Source organism: Vibrio phycocola (assembly GCF_053850235.1).
Genome location: NZ_JBSQDJ010000018.1, coordinates 17,945 through 40,770 on the forward strand (window position 1 = coordinate 17,945; position 22,826 = coordinate 40,770).

At 40.2% G+C, this 22,826-nt stretch carries 19 protein-coding genes; 14 read left to right on the forward strand and 5 right to left on the reverse strand.

Annotated features, from left to right (window positions below):
• Position 1 precedes the first annotated feature (1 nt).
• Positions 2-676, forward strand: a complete 675-nt coding sequence (locus tag ACWU4D_RS17110) for a response regulator transcription factor (protein WP_456052666.1) — start codon at positions 2-4, stop codon at positions 674-676.
• The gene (locus ACWU4D_RS17115; protein ID WP_456052667.1) at positions 669-2,048 is read left to right on the forward strand and encodes an ATP-binding protein; all 1,380 of its coding nucleotides are present in this window, start codon (positions 669-671) and stop codon (positions 2,046-2,048) included. The genes ACWU4D_RS17110 and ACWU4D_RS17115 overlap by 8 nt, the downstream gene beginning before the upstream one ends.
• 29 nt (positions 2,049-2,077) lie before the next feature.
• Here ACWU4D_RS17115 and ACWU4D_RS17120 read toward each other — a convergent pair whose 3' ends face one another.
• From ACWU4D_RS17120 to ACWU4D_RS17130, 3 genes are all read right to left on the reverse strand, one after another.
• Entirely contained in the window at positions 2,078-2,440 is a 363-nt protein-coding gene (locus ACWU4D_RS17120; RefSeq protein WP_456052668.1) for a YbaN family protein, read from the reverse strand.
• Between the two features lie 95 nt (positions 2,441-2,535).
• Positions 2,536-3,177 carry a LysE family translocator gene (locus ACWU4D_RS17125; RefSeq protein ID WP_456052669.1) on the reverse strand — a complete coding sequence of 214 codons (642 nt, stop codon included), beginning with the start codon at positions 3,175-3,177 and terminating at the stop codon, positions 2,536-2,538.
• A 135-nt stretch (positions 3,178-3,312) separates the two neighbouring features.
• Entirely contained in the window at positions 3,313-4,695 is a 1,383-nt protein-coding gene (locus ACWU4D_RS17130) for an aminotransferase-like domain-containing protein (RefSeq protein ID WP_456052670.1), read from the reverse strand.
• 110 nt (positions 4,696-4,805) lie between these two features.
• Here ACWU4D_RS17130 and ACWU4D_RS17135 point away from each other — a divergent pair, with 110 nt between their 5' ends.
• From ACWU4D_RS17135 to ACWU4D_RS17165, 7 genes are all read left to right on the forward strand, one after another.
• Entirely contained in the window at positions 4,806-5,699 is an 894-nt protein-coding gene (locus ACWU4D_RS17135) for an EamA family transporter (protein ID WP_456052671.1), read from the forward strand.
• 366 nt (positions 5,700-6,065) lie between these two features.
• Positions 6,066-7,085 carry a hypothetical protein gene (locus ACWU4D_RS17140; RefSeq protein ID WP_456052672.1) on the forward strand — a complete coding sequence of 340 codons (1,020 nt, stop codon included), beginning with the start codon at positions 6,066-6,068 and terminating at the stop codon, positions 7,083-7,085.
• Positions 7,086-7,111: 26 nt separating this feature from the next.
• Positions 7,112-7,729: a hypothetical protein gene (locus ACWU4D_RS17145; RefSeq protein ID WP_456052673.1), complete on the forward strand. Its 618-nt coding sequence runs from the start codon at positions 7,112-7,114 to the stop codon at positions 7,727-7,729.
• A 66-nt stretch (positions 7,730-7,795) separates the two neighbouring features.
• A complete protein-coding gene (locus ACWU4D_RS17150; RefSeq protein ID WP_456052674.1) occupies positions 7,796-9,736 on the forward strand; it encodes a putative bifunctional diguanylate cyclase/phosphodiesterase in 1,941 nt (646 codons plus the stop codon).
• A 938-nt stretch (positions 9,737-10,674) separates the two neighbouring features.
• Positions 10,675-11,658 carry a TRAP transporter substrate-binding protein gene (locus tag ACWU4D_RS17155; protein WP_456052675.1) on the forward strand — a complete coding sequence of 328 codons (984 nt, stop codon included), beginning with the start codon at positions 10,675-10,677 and terminating at the stop codon, positions 11,656-11,658.
• An 85-nt stretch (positions 11,659-11,743) separates the two neighbouring features.
• Positions 11,744-13,033, forward strand: coding sequence for a TRAP transporter large permease (locus ACWU4D_RS17160; RefSeq protein ID WP_456052676.1), 1,290 nt, complete (start codon positions 11,744-11,746; stop codon positions 13,031-13,033).
• The gene (locus ACWU4D_RS17165) at positions 13,033-13,614 is read left to right on the forward strand and encodes a TRAP transporter small permease (protein WP_456052677.1); all 582 of its coding nucleotides are present in this window, start codon (positions 13,033-13,035) and stop codon (positions 13,612-13,614) included. Before ACWU4D_RS17160 ends, ACWU4D_RS17165 begins: the two co-directional genes overlap by 1 nt.
• Before the next feature lie 159 nt (positions 13,615-13,773).
• On the opposite strand, the gene ACWU4D_RS17170 is transcribed toward ACWU4D_RS17165, so the two are convergent.
• Together ACWU4D_RS17170 and ACWU4D_RS17175 are read right to left on the reverse strand one after the other, a co-directional pair.
• Complete coding sequence (locus tag ACWU4D_RS17170) at positions 13,774-16,278, reverse strand: Ig-like domain-containing protein (RefSeq protein ID WP_456052678.1); 2,505 nt, start codon at positions 16,276-16,278, stop codon at positions 13,774-13,776.
• Between the two features lie 295 nt (positions 16,279-16,573).
• On the reverse strand, positions 16,574-17,308 hold the full coding sequence (locus ACWU4D_RS17175) for a DeoR/GlpR family DNA-binding transcription regulator (protein ID WP_456052679.1): 735 nt from the start codon (positions 17,306-17,308) through the stop codon (positions 16,574-16,576).
• Positions 17,309-17,646: 338 nt separating this feature from the next.
• Between ACWU4D_RS17175 and ACWU4D_RS17180 the strand changes: the two genes are divergently transcribed.
• The 5 genes from ACWU4D_RS17180 (at position 17,647) to ACWU4D_RS17200 (ending at position 22,704) form a co-directional block, all read left to right on the forward strand.
• Positions 17,647-18,663: a C4-dicarboxylate TRAP transporter substrate-binding protein gene (locus ACWU4D_RS17180; RefSeq protein ID WP_456052680.1), complete on the forward strand. Its 1,017-nt coding sequence runs from the start codon at positions 17,647-17,649 to the stop codon at positions 18,661-18,663.
• Between the two features lie 75 nt (positions 18,664-18,738).
• A complete protein-coding gene (locus ACWU4D_RS17185; RefSeq protein WP_456052681.1) occupies positions 18,739-19,209 on the forward strand; it encodes a TRAP transporter small permease in 471 nt (156 codons plus the stop codon).
• A 16-nt stretch (positions 19,210-19,225) separates the two neighbouring features.
• Positions 19,226-20,515: a TRAP transporter large permease gene (locus tag ACWU4D_RS17190; protein ID WP_456052682.1), complete on the forward strand. Its 1,290-nt coding sequence runs from the start codon at positions 19,226-19,228 to the stop codon at positions 20,513-20,515.
• Between the two features lie 9 nt (positions 20,516-20,524).
• Positions 20,525-21,322: an HAD family hydrolase gene (locus ACWU4D_RS17195; RefSeq protein WP_456052683.1), complete on the forward strand. Its 798-nt coding sequence runs from the start codon at positions 20,525-20,527 to the stop codon at positions 21,320-21,322.
• A 104-nt stretch (positions 21,323-21,426) separates the two neighbouring features.
• Positions 21,427-22,704 carry a hypothetical protein gene (locus tag ACWU4D_RS17200; RefSeq protein ID WP_456052684.1) on the forward strand — a complete coding sequence of 426 codons (1,278 nt, stop codon included), beginning with the start codon at positions 21,427-21,429 and terminating at the stop codon, positions 22,702-22,704.
• Positions 22,705-22,826 lie beyond the last annotated feature (122 nt).

The following is a 22,826-nucleotide window of genomic DNA, read 5'->3' on the forward strand; positions in this document are numbered from 1 at the left end:
TATGCGAATTCTGATTGTTGAAGATGAGCCTTTAATGCTTGACCATATTACTACCTTCTTCTCAGAACAAAACTATGCGGTGGATTCTGCGCAAGATGGCGAACAGGGTTGGTTTTTGGGGTCAGAGATCAACTATGATCTTGCGATTATCGATGTCGGTTTACCCAAACTAGATGGAATTCAACTTACGAATAAGTTACGAGGTCACGGAATTAATTTTCCTATTCTAATCCTTACGGCGCGTGGCTTGTGGCATGAAAAAGTCGAAGGGCTAGAAGCTGGAGCCGATGATTATCTAACCAAACCGTTTCATTTTGAAGAACTCAAAGCAAGAGTCGATGCTTTGTTAAGACGAGCCAATGGCAGTGCAACTAAAGAGCTAAAAAAAGGGCCGATTCGTCTCGATCTATCAGCAAAAACTGTCGAACTTGATAATCAACCTATCGAGCTCACCAGTTACGAATATCGCACGCTGGAATACCTAATGTTAAAGCCGCAGCAGGTTGTGTCAAAAACTGAATTAACCGAACATCTATACGATCAAGATTTCGACCGAGATTCCAATGTGATTGAAGTGTTTATAGGTCGATTGAGAAAAAAACTCGATCCCACTAATCAGTTAATGCCCATCGCAACCGTTCGTGGGCAAGGATATAAGTTTGTCATCAATGACTAAAACAACCCCCTCGAAATCCAAATTGCATCTCACCGGTAACTATTCGCTAGTAAATCGACTGTTGCTTACCTCTCTGCTCGTCTTACCTGCGTTTATGATTGTAGGTTCGCTAATGCTGTATAGCGCGTTTAAGACCAGCTTAGAAACGTCATTACAAAACCAGATGCAGAGTCAGGCTTACACCTTAATGAGCGATGCAGAGCTGGAAGAAGATGGGTTGTTTATGCCAGACGTTATGGCTGAGCCTAGCTTTACACAACCTAGTAGTGGTCAGTATGCGTGGATTACCGGCCAATCGAAACCATTGTGGCGTTCAAAGTCGAGTCTTGTTTTAAATCAGCCTATGCTTCATACACACTCGCCAATTATTCCCGGAAAAGTACAGTTTCAGATACCATCAAATGACTTTCCCTACTACCAATTAACTTATGATACGAGCTGGCAATCTGGGAATGATGAAGCCTTGCTGAGATTTGTCGTCACACACACGCCCGAAACTCTCGCAGCTGAGTTAAGCAGTTTCAGTCGCCAAATTATTCTTTGGATTTTAGGGCTGACACTTGCCCTTCTCGTCATCCAATATTTGATCACTCGTTGGGGCCTGCGACCACTCGATAATGTCGCCGATGAACTTTCGCGTTTGGAGTCAGGTGAGATTAAGCGTCTTGATGGAAAATATCCAAAAGAGTTAAAGCCAGTTATCAATAATTTAAATCGAGTGCTTAATGCTCAACAGTCTCAACGCCAGCGCTTTAAAAACACATTATCCGAGCTTGCTCACAGCCTTAAGACCCCCCTCGCCATCATTCAATCGAGTCATCACGGCAGTGAACCGACAAAACAGAACGAGCTTGTTGGGGAGCAGGTGTCGCGTATGAGCAATATCATTAATCACCATCTCAGTCGGGCACATTTAGGCCATCAACCTCTTACTGGAAACGTAGCGGTATTGCCATTGATTCAGCGTCTCACCGATGCTTTGCGCAAGCTCGATATCTATTCCCATATCGATATTCAACTGAACATCGCTGACAATATCCATTTTCATGGTGATGATAGCGATTTAATGGAAATGATGGGTAACGTCATCGAAAACGGATGTAAGTACGGAAAAAGTAAACTTGTGGTTTCGGTGGAAATTTCCGCAAAAGGGTTAAAAATGACTGTTGAAGATGATGGCCCTGGTATTGCTCCTCACCTGCGCACTTCAATTCTTAAGCGTGGTGCTCGCTCAGATACGGCAAGCTTAGGACAAGGATTAGGACTGGCGGTAGTGACAGACATTTTGAGTAGCTACGGTGGTGAACTTAACATTACAACGTCACGTTTTGATGGCGCGTGTTTTGAGTTGGTTGTACCGAATACGGATTAGCACTAGGTTAACACTCGGATTCTAGTATTTTATTCGCTGGGCTCAGGCCTTGTAATTAAAAACGTCGCAACACAAATAAATAAGACTGTAACCCCGACCAATAACCATACGACCTCTACCCGTTGATACATAAAGAACAAGCTAACAATTAACATCAACACGGCGATAATTTTACTTTTTCGCGAAATAGTGCCGTACCGCTCCCAGTTAATCAACAATGGCCCAAGAATCGCGTGAGCATAGATCCACTTATGTAGGCGTTCGGAACCCTTCGCTGAAAGCCAAGCCGCGAGAAGCAGAAATGGCACTGTTGGCAAGCCAGGGAGAAACACTCCGATAAAGGCTAAGAACAGAAAAAAATAGGCGAAAATTAGCGCAAATAGTTTTGTCATCGTGTTTCATTTATCATCAAGTTTCGCTCCAGAAATTCACGATTATATAGAATTCCCACTTATAGCACGTTAGCCCCCACATTAGCCCCTTCAACTTATAAAAGATGAATAATTCGCCATGCATTCATGAACCCGAAACATGTAAAGATTAACGCGGCACCTAAACCAATTTTAGTTTGGTTCCTCAATATCCAAGGTTTTATCAGCGGTAATGAAAAAACCGTCGCGATTATACCGTGCATTAGCAAAGAATTGAGAAATATGAGTATTATTACAAAAGCAAAATCAAGCAACGATGTCGTTGTAACCGGCAACGTTGTCATAAAAATACTGCTAAAAAACAACATAGTCTTAGGATTAGAAATATTGATCAAGTATCCAACTGCAAAGGGATGTTTCGACAGCAACTTTTGAGAAAAAACGCGAGAAGAAGCATTTGCTCTAGAAATCAGTGAAGCCCTAAAAAGCGTTAAGCCTAAATATATTAAATAACAACAACCTAATGCACTTAACGCTAAGAAAAGTGTTTCACTGAATTGATTCTCCGCAATTGAAATTGACATTGCAATTAGTACTGCAAACGTCGTCCCTGCACTCGCAATACCAAACAGGGTAAACGCCCGATACCATTTCGAATAGGAAACGGTTGTCATCAATAACATATGATTTTGCCCAGGAATAAGCAATGCAACGGTTTGTATCGACAATATTAATCCAATGCTTTGATACAGAGTCACTTTTTACCTCACTTTAAAACGATCATTTTCCATCATAATTATCTTTCCAACAGATAAGCACAATTAACCTAAAAAACCCGAACAATCAGACAGTAACAATAGAGTCATTAAATGCTGATGGAAAAAATATCAATATCACGAGCATCGACCAACTATTGCTATCATCTTATCGAGTTCCTCTTTTGCATGCCCTGCTAATGGATGACCAATATTAATTCGAACACACTCGTCATAGAGTGCTCGTGTGCTAAACAGAGTTCCCGCGCGAATATCTAAGTTACACTCCGATATTTCCTTAGTAAATGCCTGTCGATTTAAAGAGGGAATTTGTAGCCATAAAACCATTCCACCCTGTGGGTTACTGATTTTTACGTCTGGCGATAGGTGAGTAATTAAGTAACTCAAATATTGTTGACGCAATACCAATAGTTGAGCGCGTCTTCGCCTAAGGTGCTTGTTATATTGGCCCGAACTAATGAAATCGGCGATAGCCAGTTGTGTGAGCATCGTAACACCAAAGCCAGTGACAGCGATGATATTTTGATAGGTCTTTTGAAACTTACCCGGTAAGCACCAACCCAAACGATAACTAGGGGAAAGACTCTTTGAAACTGACCCACACCATAATATATATCCGCCTTTGTCGTAGTACTTTGCCGGCAACGGAATTTGAGACGAATATGAAAGTTCAAGATAAACGTCATCTTCAATGATTGGCACTTGATAATGGTTTGCTAACCGAGCTAACTTTTGCTTTTGTTGCGATGACATCGTAATGCCCTGCGGATTCATGTGTGATGTACAAAACACCGCCGCATCAATACTGTTCTCCTTAAGGTGTGCTTCGAACTGTTCAAGGTCAATACCCTCTTCTAGGCAAGGAATTTCAACAATCTTGCGTGACATACTACCGAGAAGTTCGATGATGCCATTAAAGCAAGGAGAGCTGATCGCAATGATATCGCCTTCACGTGTACAAGACTCTAGTGCAACTTTTACCGCCGACATGCACCCGGCTGTTATCACCAGTTCAGATGAATCGAAGTGCAGGCCAAGCTTGGAAAAATGTGACGATAACGCTTGCCGAAAAATAGGTTCGCCCTGCTTATCTGGATATTGATCGACCTTGCTGCCTAAGCGTTTCAACGTACGGCGAAACGATCGCTCTAATTCAAGAACAGTTTGTTCATCATTAGGGGTATTCGACTCTCCTAATGGCCCATTTTTCGTCGCATAGAGAATTGGACTAGGTTTAACGGTGGAAACTTGGCTAACAAACTGCACAAGGTCTGGTGTGGCATGAGCTCGTGAACTTGGAGAAATAAAATACCCAGCTTGTGGCCGTGAGTGAATCCAACCCTGAGATTCGAGCTCTTGATAACAGCTCACCACTGTCGACATGCTAATGGCCTCTTGACGCGCAAGGGTACGAAGTGACGGCATTCTGCTGCCTTCTTTTCGCTTGCCATTGATGATCTCTTCGATGAAGAGATTGGCGAGTTGCTTATAAATACTCATCGAATACACACCCAACTGTACTGGTAATTATTTTAAAAATTGTATCTGTACCCTAACCAGTACACAAGCGATACTCAGCTCAATAAACAACTAAATGGAGCAAGATAAGAGTGAAACGACGTGATTTATTACTTGCGATTGCATTGATGGCAATTTGGGGCTTTAATTTTTCGATGATCAAATTAGGGGTAACCAATGTAAACCCGCTTATCGCAACGGCGGTACGTTTTACACTTGCGGTTATTCCAGCGATCTTTTTTATCGCCAAACCCAATGTTCAATGGCGCTATTTAATCGGATATGGCGTTGTTTTTGGTGTAGGGATTTGGGGAATGGCATCTTGGTCAATTACCGCGGGATTATCATCAGGAATTTCATCTATATTGCTTTCCAGCAATGTGTTAATAGGTATGGCTGTTGGCATTTGGGTATTAAAGGAAAGTCCCTCTCAGCGAAAGTTGATCGGTGCGTTGCTTGCCTTATGTGCTTTGGTGGTTTTACTTCTTGATGCCTCTGGCAATGTCACCTTAGAGGGTGTAATTTTAATTCTGATTGCGGCGTGCAGTTGGACATTGATGAGCGTTATTGTTAAAGCCTCACAAACCACACAAGCATTCGCATTTAATGTGTGGGGAATGCTCTTCGCCCCAATACCATTAGTGTTATTTGCAACTCTTTTACATGGCGAGCAAATACTATGGCAAGCAGTAGAGCTGTGGGACTGGAACACAACAATAGCGGTTGTTTTTCAAGCTTATCCAACCACCTTATTAGGCTATTGGATATGGAATTTACTGCTAATTAAATACCCTTTAAGTACCACTGCACCACTTACTTTGTTGGTACCCGTATTTTCTTTAATCAGTGGGAACTTCATGCATGGAGAAGCATTGTCACCAGCCCAACTTATCGCATCTGCTTTTTTTCTGGTCGGGATTGGTGTCATCGTGAAACCAACCAGCACTAAGGTCGGAAATACTAACTTAAACGAAAAAGCCACATGATTAGGTAACCATAAAAGCGGCACATATTGAGGGATTATTGACTATGGGCAACCGAACTCTAGTTCCTCAATAGTTTTCGAACAATTGTTAATCAGGAACAACCAGCACAGCTTTAGCTCCTTTTATAAAAACAAGTTCTACTGGTTTTTCATAAAACAGAAGCTCACTATTCACATCAAATAAATTACTGATCAATATAGAGTTAATCAACGAATTTCTGAAACATTAAGACTGAGCACTAAGTGTGTTTTTCGAAACTTAGACTACACTCAGGTTAGGTTAAACTTTTTCATCTATTTTTGATTATTGTCGACAGTTAACATCAAAGTTAGGTTAAGCCAGATTATTCCGAGAAAACTGTTACCTATGCGAAAAACACTTACAGCTTTATTTATGCCTATTATCGGTTTTATACCGCACCTCTCCTATGCTGAAACGAATGGGTTTCAAATCTTAGGTGAAAATAGCCGGTGGGCAATCGATATTGCGTCTAGAGCAACACGTAATATAGATAAAAACCACAACAGTTTAATGACATCTATTGGTCTAGATATCCACAAAGTATTTAGTAACCAAACATCTGATATAGGTACGCTAACTTTTCAACCCTATGTTGTTAAGTTAGATAATGTAAGCAATCCTGGATTTACCTTTGAAGATGGTGACGATACCGAACTTACGTGGCGAATTGCTAATTTCAATTATACGGCATTAAGTCAAGGTCAGTTCAATATTAAATTGGGTCATTTAGAAATTCCTTACGGTTTAGAATATCAGCTAGATACCAATGGTACTTTACGTCAATTTACCTACAGTGATAGAGGGATCAAGGCCGATTGGGGAGTTTCAATTAATGGCATACTGCCTCAGTTAGAATACGAGGTGGCACTAACCCGAGGTTCTGGGAATGAGATCACATCTAGAGATAACCCCCACATTTTTTCTGGAAGAATAGGCACTCTCAGCAATAAAAATACGATTTTAGGCATGTCTTGGTTTTCCGGTGATGTATTGGGAAGAAATGGTACAACTCAAAGGAAAAAAATAGGGTTAGATGCTTCATACTATTATTATCAGTGGCAGTTCAGAGCTGAATCATCTATCGGCTCAACGGCAAATAATGACACGGTTAATGCCCTAGCAGAAACGCTATGGATGAGCTCCAAAGAAAGTCTCTCAAGCTATATTCAACTAGGATATCAAAGTACAGAAGTTGATCATCAAGTCGGTAGCGATACTCAATCTACCAGTTATTGGTTGGCAGGTGTGCAGTGGTTAAGCCACAATTGTTTTGATATCAGCGCTCAATACAAACATAAACTAAAAGATACAACTACAATAGAGATAGACCCAGTTTTTAATTTACAAATCAGGTTTAGATTATGATAACCAGTACACATCGGTGTTAACGTATGTTCACTAAGCTCAAAACTTTACTTGTATTGACCTTAATACAAACAATAACCGTACCTTATGCAAATGCGGCTTTTTGTTCACTAAGAGATCCTGTTTCAGCGATCCAAATACTTTATGGTCAAGGTTACGAATTTCGGTCATTAGTGACCCCTATTACAAATGAAGACAGAAAATCAGTTAAAGATAAACTCTCTTTTACCATTCACCAAAATGAAGTCGGTAAGCATACTTTATACTTACTTTATAAAGATAAAAAACACACTGGTTTCCTACAAGCGCGATCGGAGTGGGCAAAGTGGGGATTAATTGAAATCGCATGGGCAATTAATGTCGATAAAACACTAAAAGGCTTTTATTTTCAGCGTTGTCGCAGTCCTGAATGTAACGACAATGTGGTACAGAATATTACTAAACACGTACAAAACAAAACATTTGAACAATTAAAAACCTTTTTAAGTAAAGATGGTGAATCATTGTCAGAGTTAGGCAAGGAAACCTTTCCTAATGCGCAACCTATCGTGCTTTTAGCGCTTCGATCGGCATTTAAAACGTTAGCAATTACCGAAATAAGTTGGAACAAAAATCTTTTACTTACTTCGAATAAAGTTGATTAAAAGACTCCTATGAGAATAAGAAGCTATTTAGCTGTCCTCGTTTTAAGTTGTTTACTCGGCGCATATATGTTGGAGAAGGTATTAAATTATCATTTTGATCATGTCCAAGCTTCTGTTGATAAACACACCAAAAGTCTTTTATGGGGAAAAGATTTAGAAAGAATAGATAATAGTGTTTCTCAATTTCTTGTTTCAACCGATCTTGTTATAGCCTCTGGTAATACCTACCTGATTTTTGGTGCACAAAATATGGGTCATTACATAACAGATGAGCTATCAATAATACAAAAAGAAAACCCTTTCAACCATCTAAATATAAAAATAGAAAATGTGATCACTCATATTAATACAATAAATGGCTATTTAGATATTATAGGAAATACAACTGAAGAAAATCTTAATAATCGTTTACGTGAGTTATTATCAGAGTATGACGCTGTCAGCTTCGCTTTATTTCAGGATATCTCATTTATTATAGAAGAAACTAAAAATAACATAGAACAAGATTCTATTCTTCTCGAACAAGAAAAAGACTTTATGCAAGATGTTAGTTTAGTCTCACGCATCTTGTTTTTTATATTAATAATTGCATTGTGGTGGTGGGCAAATAGAAGAATTTGTAAGCCATTAAACGAATTAATTAATTCAGCGAATAAAGCAATAATAGGTAGCGATTTTCAATCGACCAGTAATGCTCCTTCTGAAATTATCGAGTTAAGTAATGATTTTAAGTTATTAACCCAATCTCTGTGTCATCAAGCTTCGCATGACCCTCTCACAGAATTGCATAACAGAAGAGCATTTGAACGCAACTTAAATGACATTATCAAAGATGACGAGCATAGTTACTTCTTATGTTTTATTGATTTAGATTATTTTAAAACGATCAATGATACCTGCGGACATGCCGCTGGAGATGAAATACTAGTAAGCGTTGCCCGTATACTCAAAGATAACGTAAGCAATTCTGATACAGTTGCTAGGTTGGGTGGCGACGAGTTTGCAATTTTACTTAAAGACTATTCAGAAAACAGTGCTTTACTTGTCGCAAATACTATAAAAGATAATATTCAAAGTTTAACTTACCACTGGGAGGAAGAAACCTTTAAATTAAGTGCAAGCATAGGTTTGGCTCCTAAAATTAATAGTAGTACCACAACAAGTATATTAAATTCTGCTGATATCGCATGTAGTTCAGCTAAAGAATCAGGTAGAAATTCCGTACAATTATTTGATATCAGTAGCGAAGAATCTTCTGATAAGAGAAAAAACATATTATCGGTTCATCAGATTAATAATGCCATAAGTAATAATCTATTTATTTTGTATAAACAAGATATAGTTTCATTACAAAATCAACAGCCTGGTAAACATTTCGAAGTTCTATTAAGGATGCATGATAACAGTGGTAATATCGTCAGCCCCGATTGCTTTTTCCCAACTGCAGAGCGGTATCAATTAAGTAGCAAAATAGATCAGTGGGTAATTAACTCTGTCTATAAACATTATGAAAATTCCAGCCAAGAAATAAGTAATATAGCGACTATTGCTATTAATATTTCAGATCATTCATTGATAGACGATAGTTTAGAAAATTTTATTAAAGATAAAGTTAAATCAAATATAATACCTCCTGAAAAGATCTGTTTTGAGATTACTGAAACGACTGCAATTAACAATACAAAACGTGTCCGTTCTTTTATTTCGAACATAAAGGAACTTGGTTGTAAGTTTACTTTAGAGGATTTAGGGTGTGAACATTCGTCCTATACCCATATAAAAGAATTTCCGACCGATAAGATCAAAATTGACAGTGCTTTTACTGGCAACATGATGGAAAACCCAATGTACTTTACAGCCGTTAAGTCGATTTGTGATATAGCAAAGGCCTCTGGGCAAGAAGTTATTGCTGAACTTGTTGAAGATCAAAATATAGTCGAAGCCTTAACGATGTTAGGCGTTGATTATGCACAGGGTCATTACTTTTCTAAACCAGAACCGTTATAAGTCTCTAGCGAAGCGACGTACCGAACTTACTCAGGTAATTTATAACAACGACACATCAAGAAACGTGAAACCAAAATCTGGCTAACTCGGCTCCCTCAGTGGCTCATGAATCTCCATTCACAAAGAACATTGAACACAGCTAGCTAGTATTGACTCACCCATTTTGACTTCCACCACCCGACCACTCAATACAATTAAGAAGTGATGAAATAATTAGCCATTACATGAAAACTGGCCTAATAATTAAATAAGTTAATATAATCGCACTAATTAGAGATACCAGTCACACTTATTATTCTTTACGCTGTCGCTAAGAACGCACTAAAAGTTAATTTAACAAAAGCTTTATTTTTTATTTATTGTGACATACGAAACACAACACTCATAATATCAACAAAATCTAATCTAATTGTTATTCACACTCTCTCATATATTGATGATTCTCATATATTGTACATCATGTTTTTAATATATTTCAGATTGAATTTAAACTAGAAATGAGATCTATAACTTAGTTTTCTCTCATAAAATATTGTTATAGTAATTGTAATACAAGATGATTATAAATTCAGATCAGATATAGACTAACAAGCTGTTTTTAAAGGATTTATATTCTCAAACACTACAAAATTGCAACACATAGGCATTCATTGAGAATGATGGTGTAGTTTAATTGCATATAAATGTTTTTATTTATTTCATATGCAATCTATTTAAATGATTTAAGTAGTGAACTGTATTACTAGTTGTGTTTTGTGACCACTTTTATGTATTAAAAATATAGATGTATTTTCAAATATATCACTATTAATTCAGTTGAATAATAATAAATATTTGTACGTTTTAAGAATTAGATAAAATCGTGCAGAGTTAATGTGTTTATTCATATAAACATTAGAACCAAAGCAAGAAAACTTATAATAAATTAGAGGTTAACTATGCGTTCAAAATTAAAAAAAGGTTTAGTGTCGGCTATGTGTTTAGCATGGGCATCAACAGCGTTTTCTGCTGTTGAACTCAAGCTTGGCCACTTTGGATCTGAAGAGCACCCTTCCCATATTGCTGCAATGCAATTTGCTAAAAACGTAGAAGCACGTACTAACGGCGAAGTTGAAGTCGAGCTCTACCCTAATAATGCATTGGGAAGTCCTCCAGAAGTACTAGAGCAGGTAATGTTAGGTGTAGTTGATATGAGCCTCTCTGGACAAGACCAATTAGCAAAACATGTTCCATTATTTGACACTGTTAGCATCCCATTTTCGCTAAGTAATGCTGAACATGCTGACCGCGTTTTGGATGGACCATTCAAAGAGTGGGCTGCACCAGAACTTGAGAAAGTTGGCCTTGTTTATCTTTCTAGTTGGGATTGGGGATTCCGTCAGTTAACCAACTCTGTACGTCCAATTTTAACGCCTGAAGATATTAAAGGTTTAAAAATTCGAACTCCACCTGCAATGACTTATCAAGCAGCAATGGGCGCGATCGGTGCTAACGTTCAAACCATTTCGTTCAGCGAACTTGTCATGGCAATGCGTCAAGGCGTTGTTGATGGACAAGAAAACCCTATCGGCGTGATTTACAACTTGAAACTTTACGAGTCTCAGAAATACATCTCGATCATCAACTACTTGTACAGCTCTATGGTTCACGTTGTATCGCAAGATGCTTGGTCTAATTTGAACGCAGAACAGCAACAAATTGTTCGTGAAGAGTCTGACTCTGCTCGTTTATTGATGCGTAAACTATCACGCGCTGAAGAATTAGAACAAATCGAAGCGATGCGTGCTCAAGGCATCCAAATTGATGAACCTGATCTTGCACCTTTCCAAGCGATGATGGGTCCTGCATATGACCAAATCAAAGCGAAAGTAGGCGCTGAAAACTTTGATAAATGGATTGAGATGACTAAATCGGTTAAATAACTCAACAATTTAGACATTTTATGTTGTTCGATTTCGCCTCTTTTGAGGCGAAATCTGTTTTAAAAACAGGGAGTTTGCACTCAGCATGTTGACCTTAGCTATATTCGGCGTTCTTATTTTCCTACTACTGATTAACGTGCCCGTTGTGGTCGCGATTGGCTTAACATCAGTAATGTTTTTTGTTGGCTTGGGCGATGCTCGCCTTTTAGCCATGTTACCTCACCGTATGTATTACGGTACGACAGGTTTTACTCTTTTAGCGATCCCATTTTTTATCCTGGCGGGTAATTTAATGAATACCGGCGGAATTACCGACCGTATATTCCGTTTTGCAAAATCGATGGTCGGACATATCTCTGGCGGCATTGGGCAAGTTAACATCGTTGCGAGTGTTATCTTCTCTGGTATGTCTGGTTCTGCAGTGGCTGACGCTGCAGGCTTAGGACAAATCGAACACAAGGCCATGGTCGATCAAGGCTACGACCCAGCAGATTCTGCAACACTTGTTGCCGCATCTTCTGTCATTGGCCCTGTCATACCACCTAGTATTCCCTTTGTACTTTATGGGTCCATCACCAGCGTTTCGGTTGCTCGTTTGTTCCTCGCAGGTTTTATTCCCGGAGCCATGATGGCGATTGGGATGATGATTGCATTAAGCATATTAGCCAAGCGAAAGAACTACCCATGCGATCCAAATAAAGCAACAATCAGAGAACGCTTTTCTGCTTTCAACGGTGCATTTTGGCCCTTAATGGCTCCAGTGATTATCATTGGCGGCATTATGAGTGGTTTCTTTACGCCAACCGAAGCGTCAGTAGTAGTGTGTGTTTATGCGGCTCTTCTTGGTTTCTATTATAAAGATCTCAAACTCAAAGAAGTTCCTGGAATCATCTATAAATCGATCACGCAATCGGTCAGCTTACTGTTTATCATTTCAGCAGCGAACTTCTTTGGTTGGTTGATCATTCACCAGAAACTACCAGACAGTATTATCGAAACCTTGGTGGGATTCGGTGCTACTCAATCAACTGTTATGTGGATCGTTATCGGTATCGTTTTAACCATGGGGCTATTTTTGGAAGGTAACGCAATCTTCTTAATTACGCTGCCATTGTTTATGCCGATTGCCCAGATGTTCGATATCGATCTCGTCAACTTTGGTGTCGTAATGGTATTGCTGATCATGATTGGTAACCTAACGCCTCCGGTGGGAATGTGTCTCTTCGCAGTCGACAGTTTTGCCAAAGTCGGAATGCCCGCGCTGGCCAAGCGAGTATGGCCTTACCTACTTATGATCTTCTTAATAACGGTACTGATTGCTTTTGTCCCTAGCATATCGCTGTTCTTACCTAACCTAATTATGGGAGAAATGTAATGATTAGTTTATTGAAAACAGCCGACATTTGGGTTCAGAGAATTTTGCGTTATATCGCGATGACCATGTTTACCGTGCTTGGAACTCTTTTGTTTGCGAATATCATGTTGAGATTGATTAATGACTTCGTTCAGTTTTTACTTAACAATGGATTCGATGGCATTGCTGGCGTGATTCAAAGCGTTGTCACGATTAGCTCATTCCATTGGTTTGACGAAATCATCGAACTCAGCTTTGCAGCATTGGTGTTTTATGGAGCAGCCGGATTATGGTGTTCGAAACTTCACTTTTCAGTTGGAGACTGGATCAGTGCACGCATTAAAAATGTGCGCTTAAAGCATTTTTATAAGTTGGTTATTGTGATTATCTCGGCTGTCTTTATGGCGATACTATTTTGGTATTCGCTAAAACTCACCATGAGAACGAATCAAGTTACCACGGTATTTCAAATCAAACAGTGGATTCTCTATTCATGTATCCCAATTTCTTCAATGATTATGCTGATATATTCAATCGTTGATGTCATTGTTGAAGCGAGACGTTTTGCATTTGGTGATAAAGCAGCAACGTCATTATCGTGATGTGATTAATAAGAAGTAAATACTGAACCCTACCCAAGTTATTCTCATTATTCTTGGGTAGGGTTCATTGTAGTGTAAAAATAATCAACGGACATTCTCAATATCCTATTCAAAAATAACCAACTCAAAAAATATAGCGCTGCAATGTATGGTAGTACGTTACGCGGGCACCGATACTGACGATGGAAGTGTTGTAACATATGATTTGTTGATGTTAGAAAAGCCAGGAACAGAGATAGTTCCTGTCCATAAGTCCACACTTTCAGTTTGGTAGTTGTAGTCACGAGACACATTACCGGCGGAAAACAAAGCCAGCGCCATACCTCCACCTGATCCCAAATACCAAAATAATGTACTCGACGTCGTCCATGAGCTCATGGACCAACCAGTCGCTGGCAAACCTTCATCACCCAATATGGCACTGCCATCCCCCACAATCACAAATGTATCATCACTGGATAAATTACCTGCTTGCTGCCACTTCTCTGATCCGTTTAAATTCACAACTTCACTCTCCGACGACACCATTATGTATATCGTATACGATGTCGCCGTATCGAACGTTCGGGAACTATGATCCGATGACAGTCCAGTAGTAAGGTCGAACACTACCACGCTCGTGTCAGTGATACTTACCGTGGTATTCGCGGTCGATGTCGTTGTATTCCCTGCCGAATCGATGCTGTTCAGCATGACAGACAAACCATTCCCCGAAACCAATTCGGGTGTAGCACCATTATTATCTGCACTAGTAACATCTAGTGACCAGTCCCCACTTCCATCTGCGGTGGTCGTGTAACTGTAATTGGTGCTGTCTTTTGTAAAACTCACAGTGACGACTGAGTCTGGCTCTGCTGTTCCTTCAAGGTAATCCACGGTTCCTTGGGTTGTATCGATCGTTGGGCTAACTGGTGCTGTCATATCGCCTGTCACCTCAAAAGGTCCACTTGCTGCACTGATGTTACCCACGGTATCCGTTTCAGTGTACGTAAAGCTGTAGTTGGTGGCATCAGCAACTGCCGCCGTATAGTTCCAAGTGCCATTGTCAGCAACCGTGACCATCGTCAACTGGCTAAGAGAGTTGTATAGCGTGATTGTATTGCCACTTTCACCTGTCCCACTTAGCACTAAGCCTGAATCATCAGTAGTGTCGCTACTTACTAATGCCCCGACTTGCAAACCTACATCATCTGTAGCGCTGATTGAACCAACAGTCGGTGCAGTGATATCAACCTCAATCATGATCGCTGGGCTTTCATCTGCCCCACTAATTTGTGAGGTTACCGATATTTCACCTTCTCCGGCTGCAATGATCGTACTCTCCGGTACCGTGACTACAACATCACCATTGCTATTCAAGTTGGCAATACCAATATATTGCTCACTTCCCCATCTTATAGTTACACTGTCCCCAATCACGGCCCATGCGGCTATCACCTCGACACCAGCACTTGCTTCAGATGCACTAACACCACCAGAAGCTGCTTCAATAATTGGCACTGCAAGCACTGTACTGCTTAACACTTCCGAAATTGCTGTTTCATAAGCATCAACACCTTGAGTAACCACAGAGACCCCATCAGCACTCATGGTTACACCGCTTGAGTCAGTTGTAATTTTAGCTTCAAGCGAATCGAGTGTATCTCCAATACCGTTGATGGTGAGGGAATCCGCCCCGGAAAGTGCTGCCAATACCTCTCCATAAATTTCAGCATTACTGGTACCATCACCAGTGTTATAGTCATCATCGAGTACAGTAACGACCTCACCGGTAATGTCATCAATCCCAAATAGTTCTCCTATTTGATCATTGATGGCGACATCCGCTGTGGTCAAAGATAAGCTGCTGACATTACTACTCTCTATCCCAGCCTTACGTACGGCCAACTCTGTAAGTGGGGTAACGCTCACACGCACATCATTACCATCGGCCACTGTCATTGCACTTAAAGAAGTCTTCAGACTGGTACTTGTATTCGTAGTTTCATCGATATAGTCACCGCTCGCTCCATTATTATCGGATATCACAACCAGTATTGGCCCGACATAATTTGAGTCAATCGTCAATGATGCTGTGCTGGCTGACAGATCACAGTTATCGCTATAAAGAAGATTGCCGCTCTCGTCATACACTTTAACGCCCACTGTTGAGATAAATGTACCCGCAGCAGCGGTTAAATTGATATCGTACCCTGCTGTTTCTAGGTTAGTTGTACCTGAACTACTCGAGCTACTTGAACCACTGGCTACAGCGCCACCCAATAATGCAACTACGCCCATTGTGACGAAATTAGAGTTACCGCTCGTGTTGCCTGCTTCGAACGACCAAACTAAGCCTTGCTCAATGTCAAAGTCATGATTTGAAATAAACGTTCCCGCAACCTCAGAAGAAGGATCGACAGGCAGTTCGCCACCTTCAACCCAATAAAAGGCAGCGATATCTGTATCACTATAAAAACCAACAATTTCAGCGGCAATATCGCCATATCTAACCAGCTCTAAATCATCGTCTTTACGAATTAACTCTATACCATCAGTGACTGCCACTCCTAATTCATCTACCAGCGTATAAATCGCACCAGATTCGACTCCATAGCTTAAAGATACATCTAGTGGCCAGTAAGAGGTTTGGTTATCACGAATAACTCTAAGTTGTAATGACACGATAATTACTTCCTTTATGAAATTTACATATAATCAATAAATTAAGTTGAGATAATGAATATTAGTACATGTTTGATTAGTTCACATATCATTTAACCAATGTGAGGAAATCACATTATCGTGTAGGGCTATATGAATTTGGTTTTGGGTTGTTGACGAACTCTCAATACAAGTAAAACAGCGCTTTTACGAACATAAAAGCTACTCAAATGAGAGTGACATTAATCTATCTAAGACAAGAAGATCTATGGCAGGTAACATTGGCTTAATTTCTGATTAATAACACAACTGCTTATTACTCAACAAAATACAAAGAGCATTCATCGGATAACTCCTTTTTATTGGTATACACTCTTGCGAAATCGGTTAAGCTCGCGACTTTAACTGAAGCAAGGCGTTCCCACTTACTCGCATCGGCCAATAACCAGCTTTGGCGTGATTGCATCATAATCGTTTTTGATATTTCCGACTCTTGCACTTCATGCTCCATCGCCAATAAAGACGGCGTGATAGTGGCACAACCGACAATGCCAATATCCGCTTCAAAATTACCTAAAAATTGTAACGTACTATGACCAACAAGATCTTGATGTTCACTTCGAACGACGCCCCCACATAGGTAAACTTCTACATTGGGATTAGACTCCAGAATTTTCGAGACTTGAAGGTTATTTGTTATCACACGAAGTGACGATATATCAGTCAAGAACTGCGCAACATAGGTAACGGAGGTACCAATCCCCATCATAACTGTGGAACCTTCTGGAATTTGCTGCGCGACCTCTTTTCCCATTCGTTGTTTAATCGTCGATTCAACCTCACGGCGAAATTGATAGGTCGTGTTGGTCAGAGTCGTTGGTAAACTCAATCCACCGTGCACCCGTCTCGCCAAACCTTGTTCACATAACAGCTTCGCATCACGACGAATTGTTTGTGTCGTCATCGAGAAGATAACGGCCAACTCATCGATTTGAACATCATTACGTTGCTTTAAGTAATCTAAAATTTGTTGCTGGCGTTCGGTCAGCATGTGCATAGGCTCCTGAAAGTTTATCGTCAAACATTTGTAACAAGCATGTTCATTTTGTTCAAGTGAACATTAAGTAAAACTACGATTGATCTAGAATATGTTTCGGTTATACCAGCAATTACATATGAAAAAGGCATATCAAAGCTCAAGCTGTTAACACGATCACAACATTATAATGAAAGTTTCAATGTTCATATGAATATCAATATAAACGCTATATTGTGTCTCCGTATTACAATAAAAACGACATATCATTACATGCAATACGCATACTACGGGCCCATTTCTGGGCGATGATGGAACATAAACACCTACCTACTTATTCGAGGGTTACAACAATGAAAAAGCTACTTCTAGGAACCGTATTATCCGCAGCCACATTATTTGGAATGGGCATTGCAGGAAGTACCGCGGCGATAGCAGCTGATAAAGATCCACTCAACATTAATATGAGCCTAATATTCAGCCAAAATGAATTGCTAACGCAGGAACTCATTAAAGTTTCTGACAGTATTCGTGAGCGGACCGACGGTAGCGTAAATATAAAAGTTTTCCCAGGTGGTCAGTTACCAACCTATAAAGACAACCTTGAGCAAGTCGTAAACGGTGCAGATTGGATCGCCGTTGAAGACCTTAGTTACTTAGGTGATTTCGTACCAGATTTCGCTGCACTTGCAGGACCAAGCTTATATAACTCTTATGACGAATATCTTGCGATGATGAAAACCGATTTTGTTGCCGATTTGACCGCACAAGCAGAAGAGAAAGGCATCAAGATTTTAACAGCAGATTATATGTTCGGCTTTAGACATATGATCACAAATAAAGAAATTAAAAACTCAGCTGATATGAAGGGTATGCGTATTCGAGTACCTGGTAGCCAACTGTTTATCAGCACGCTATCAGCGATGGGAGCATCTCCAGCAGCATTACCATTTACTGAAACTTATGCCGGTGTACAGCAGGGTGTAGTTGATGGACTTGAAGGTTCAATCCTAACTATGTACTCAACCAAAATTTATGAAGTGGCAAAAAACATGTCACTCACTAAGCACTTCTTAGGTACTGTTGGTCTGTATATTGCTCCAAAAGTTTGGGCTAAATTAGACGCAGAACAACAAGCAATCGTAATGGAAGAACTTGCAAAAGGTGCTGAGTCTAACACTGAACAACTGGTTAAGCTTGATACTGAATATATGCAAAAACTTAAAGATGAAGGCGTTAAGTTCAACGAAGTTGATAATGCTGAATTCGGTAAGCTAACGGCTGAAGTTTATACTCAGTTCCCAGAGTGGAGCGAAGGTGTACACGCGAAAATCAACTCTGAACTCGATATTATCCGCGCTGCCAAATAATAGCTTCAATCTGACGCCCTTATGATTTTGTAAGGGCGTATATCAACTAGCTTGCGTCAACTGTATGGAGCAGCAATGCGCTTTTTAATTAACTTTGAAGAAATCCTAGCCTCTCTCGCCATTTCGGTGACGGTATTAACCGTCATTGTGAATGTTTTTCTGCGTTATGGCTTCGGTTTTGTCGTTCCTTGGAGCGAAGAACTTTCTGTTATCTGTTTTATTTGGTCGGTTTATTTCGGCATTAGCTCTTGTTATAAGCACAGGTTACATATGGGTGTCGATATCATCGTTAGTATGATACCTGAAAAAGCAAAACGACCTTTTCGTTTAATGGTTTCAACGTTCCTGTTGGGACTAAATCTACTAATGGCGTACTTAAGTTACGACTACACCATGCTATCAACCAAAGTCACTCCAGTTATGGGCATGTCGTATTTCACGATTAATAGTGTATTAGTCGTTTGTTTCTCATTAATGGCCATTCATACTCTGAAATTTATCAAAATTGATTTAATAAATTCAGACGAAGATTCACCACTAAATTAACTATTAGGTAACCCCAGTGGAAATTTACTTACCCATTATCCTCTTATTTGTTCTGTTCTTGTTGAATATTCCGATTGCATTTTCACTTATTGCTTCGGCGATGACTTACTTCCTATTTTTCAACACCTCTCTTCCTGTAAGTCTCGTCATGCAACGGTTTATATCGTCAGCGTCTTCTTTCCCTTTATTAGCCATTCCTTTTTTCATAATGGTCGGTTCCATTATGAATTATGCAGGCATAAGTAGAAGCCTGCTAAAGTTTGCAGATTCATTAATCGGCCACAAAATTGGCGGACTCGCTCATGTAAATGTTCTATTAAGTACATTAATGGGTGGAATTTCCGGCTCCGCCAACGCCGATGCAGCGATGCAGTCTAAAATCCTTGGCCCTGAAATGACAAAACGTGGTTATGACCTCCCTTTTACCGCAGCAATCACGGCGGCCTCATCGAGTATTAGCCCGATAATTCCACCAGGAATTAACCTCATTATCTTTGCCCTACTCGCAAATGTATCTGTCCACTCCATGTTTGTTGCGGGTTATATTCCTGCGCTTATGATGGCAGGTTCACTGATGATCGCCATCGCTATTATTGCTCGTAAACGTAATTACAAGCCGTCACGATCGGAACCGGCATCAGCAAAAGAAAGACTTGGGCACTTTGGTCGCGCAATCCCTGCGCTTCTTATTCCATTCGGCATTATCCTTGGTATGCGCTTTGGCCTGTTTACACCAACAGAAGCTGGCGCTATTGCTATCTTGCTCTGCGTTATTATCGGTGCATTTGTCTATCGTGATCTAAAACTAAAGCATGTTCCGGTTATATTGAAGGAAACGATTCAAGGTACCAGTAGCGTGATGTTTATCATCATCGGAGCCATGGTATTTGGTTACTACATGACGTTAGAGCAAATTCCACAACAAGTTGCTTCTGCCCTGATTGGCGTAACCGATAATAAATTGGTTTTACTGCTTTTAATTAACGTTCTACTGCTCGTCATCGGAATGTTTATTGAAGGCGGCGCAGCAATGATTATATTGACCCCACTACTGCTACCTGCGGTGCTTAACTTAGGTGTCGACCCAGTTCACTTTGGTATCGTCGTCATCGTTAACATCATGATTGGTGGTGTAACCCCGCCGTTTGGTTCCATGATGTTTACCGTATGTACCATTCTCAACGTAAGAGTTATGGATTTTGTACGCGAAGTCGCGCCATTGTTGCTTGCTTTATTAACGGTCTTAATGATTCTGACTTATTCCGAAGATATCGTGTTGTTCTTACCAAGATTATTACATTTCTAGAGAATACAGATGAAGAAACTACCATCACAGCAGCTCCCTTCCGAATGGGAATCTATTTCGTGGGTGCTAACCGATGTTGATGATACGCTAACGTGGCAAGGGAAACTTCCGCCCGAAACTCTTATCGCGTTAAACCAACTACAACAAAATGGAATCAAAGTTATTGCGGTTACGGGAGCCTGTGCGGGTTGGTGCGACCACATCGCACAGCTTTGGCCTGTTGATGCGGTTATTGGTGAAAATGGGGCTTTTGTCCTTGAAAAAGAAAACGGCTTTTTGGCGCTAAAAGCGGATTTTAGCCGTGAAGTACTTAAGCAACAGCAAATAAAATTAGAGACTCAAGTACTGGACATATTGAAGGCCTATCCCAATTTAAACCTAACGCTCGATCAATCTTACCGCTTGTGCGAAGTGGCGATTGATATTGGCCAAAATCGACCCAAAGTCGACAGTATAACCGTTGGCACCGTAGTCGAGAAAATTCAGGCACTCGGAGCTCATGCGACCGCCAGTTCGATCCATATAAATGCGTGGTATGGCAACCACTCTAAAATTACCACATCCCTTCACTTTCTTAAGGCAAAAGGGTTATCAGACAGCGACATTCAAGAACAATGTTGCTACGTCGGCGATTCTCTCAATGACGAGCAAATGTTCGCGACCTTATCCAAAAGTGTTGGTGTGGCGAATTTAACACGCTATTGGGAACAGTTGACTGCTTTTCCGACGGTTATTACGCAAAATTCAGGTGGATATGGGTTTGCAGAATTCACGGATAACCTACTACAATTAAAAGGAAAAGGTTAAACATTTCAATCACAAACACTCCGAACTTTTAGTGCATTGATTGTTTTCTCTTTGTTCAAAATCGTCACTACATTTACCAATCTCAATTAGGACAAGTCGAATCAATGAACTTGGATCTTGAAATATCAGATACATCGATGGAAGTCAGAACGACTGTCAGCAAAGACAAAGATTCAATTCTCGAAATGTATATGTTTTTACCGAGTGATATGGGCGTGAAAGAGCGCGATATCTGCGCAAATGTATTATTAGATTTAAAAGCCTCTCGATATCATTATTCCGTTTCGAAAGCCAAATTCCCATTGCTAAAACAACAATCAGATCGGTCCGACAGTGGTCTTGATTTTCCACTTTTCCTAAAGACATTTAAGTTAAAGCTATCGCGGCTAACCCAAGACAGTGATCACGCAAAAACCTCGATTGATGATTACTTGGCAACCGTGAAATCGCTACTGAGCGACCTTAGAAACACGCCAACCAATGAAGGTAACATCAAAGATTTTCGGACTGCCGATGAGCTTTGCTCGTATTATGCTGAGCAGATTACCTTGTCTTTTTGCTATCAAAACACAAAGGAATCCGAGAACGATATCAACACAGTTTACGATGACTTGATTAATTTAGCCTGTGAAGAACGAATGTACAGACGCGATACTTATGGCTTAAAGTCTAAGGAAGCGCAATACATACGCCGCAAAGAAAATTTCTTTTGTAAGTCGATCAATATTCGCCAAAAAAACACCACTCTCGGTGTGGTTCGAGAACAAGCAGCCTTTAGCCTCGCTGCTTTTTTATCTATGTTAATCACCACTCTTATCGTCTTCTATGTTCAATTAGGTTACGGCAACCTCTCTTTTGCGCTTCTGATGGCGCTCTGTGTCAGTTATATTTTCAAAGATCGTTTTAAAGAGTTGTTTCGGATCTATATCGCCAAAAAACTCAGTAAAGGAAAATTTAGCTTTAAGACGACGCTCTACGACAGTGACGAAGTTGTCGTTGGTAGTTGTTATGAGCTGGCTGAATATGCCAACTTAGATGAAAATATTCTCAACGTACGTGGGCGCGGTAAATACACCAAAAAAGACGCGGATGAAGTGGTCATTTGTTATAAGAAAAAGTACTCAATGACTAACCGGTTTATGAATGGGTTTACCCAATTGCGCGATACCATGGATATCAACCTGCACAGCTTACTTGAATTACTGCCAGAAACTGCACTAAAGCACATTGCCTATGACAAGGGCCAATTGGTCAGTAATCGGTTTTCCATGTTGCATGACATCAATTTAATCTTTCGCTTAAACAATAATAAAATCATGCGTTATCGAGTCAAAGTTTCCCACTCTCAAATAGTGAAACTTGAGCCGGTACAAATTGTATAACACACGCTTTCCTGCTTATTTTTCCTGTATTAAATTTGCTTTTTTCTTTCCAAAAATAACGAAACAGCCCGCCTAATAACCAGGCGGGCTGTTTCGCTATTTGGAGTTACCAATAGACGCTG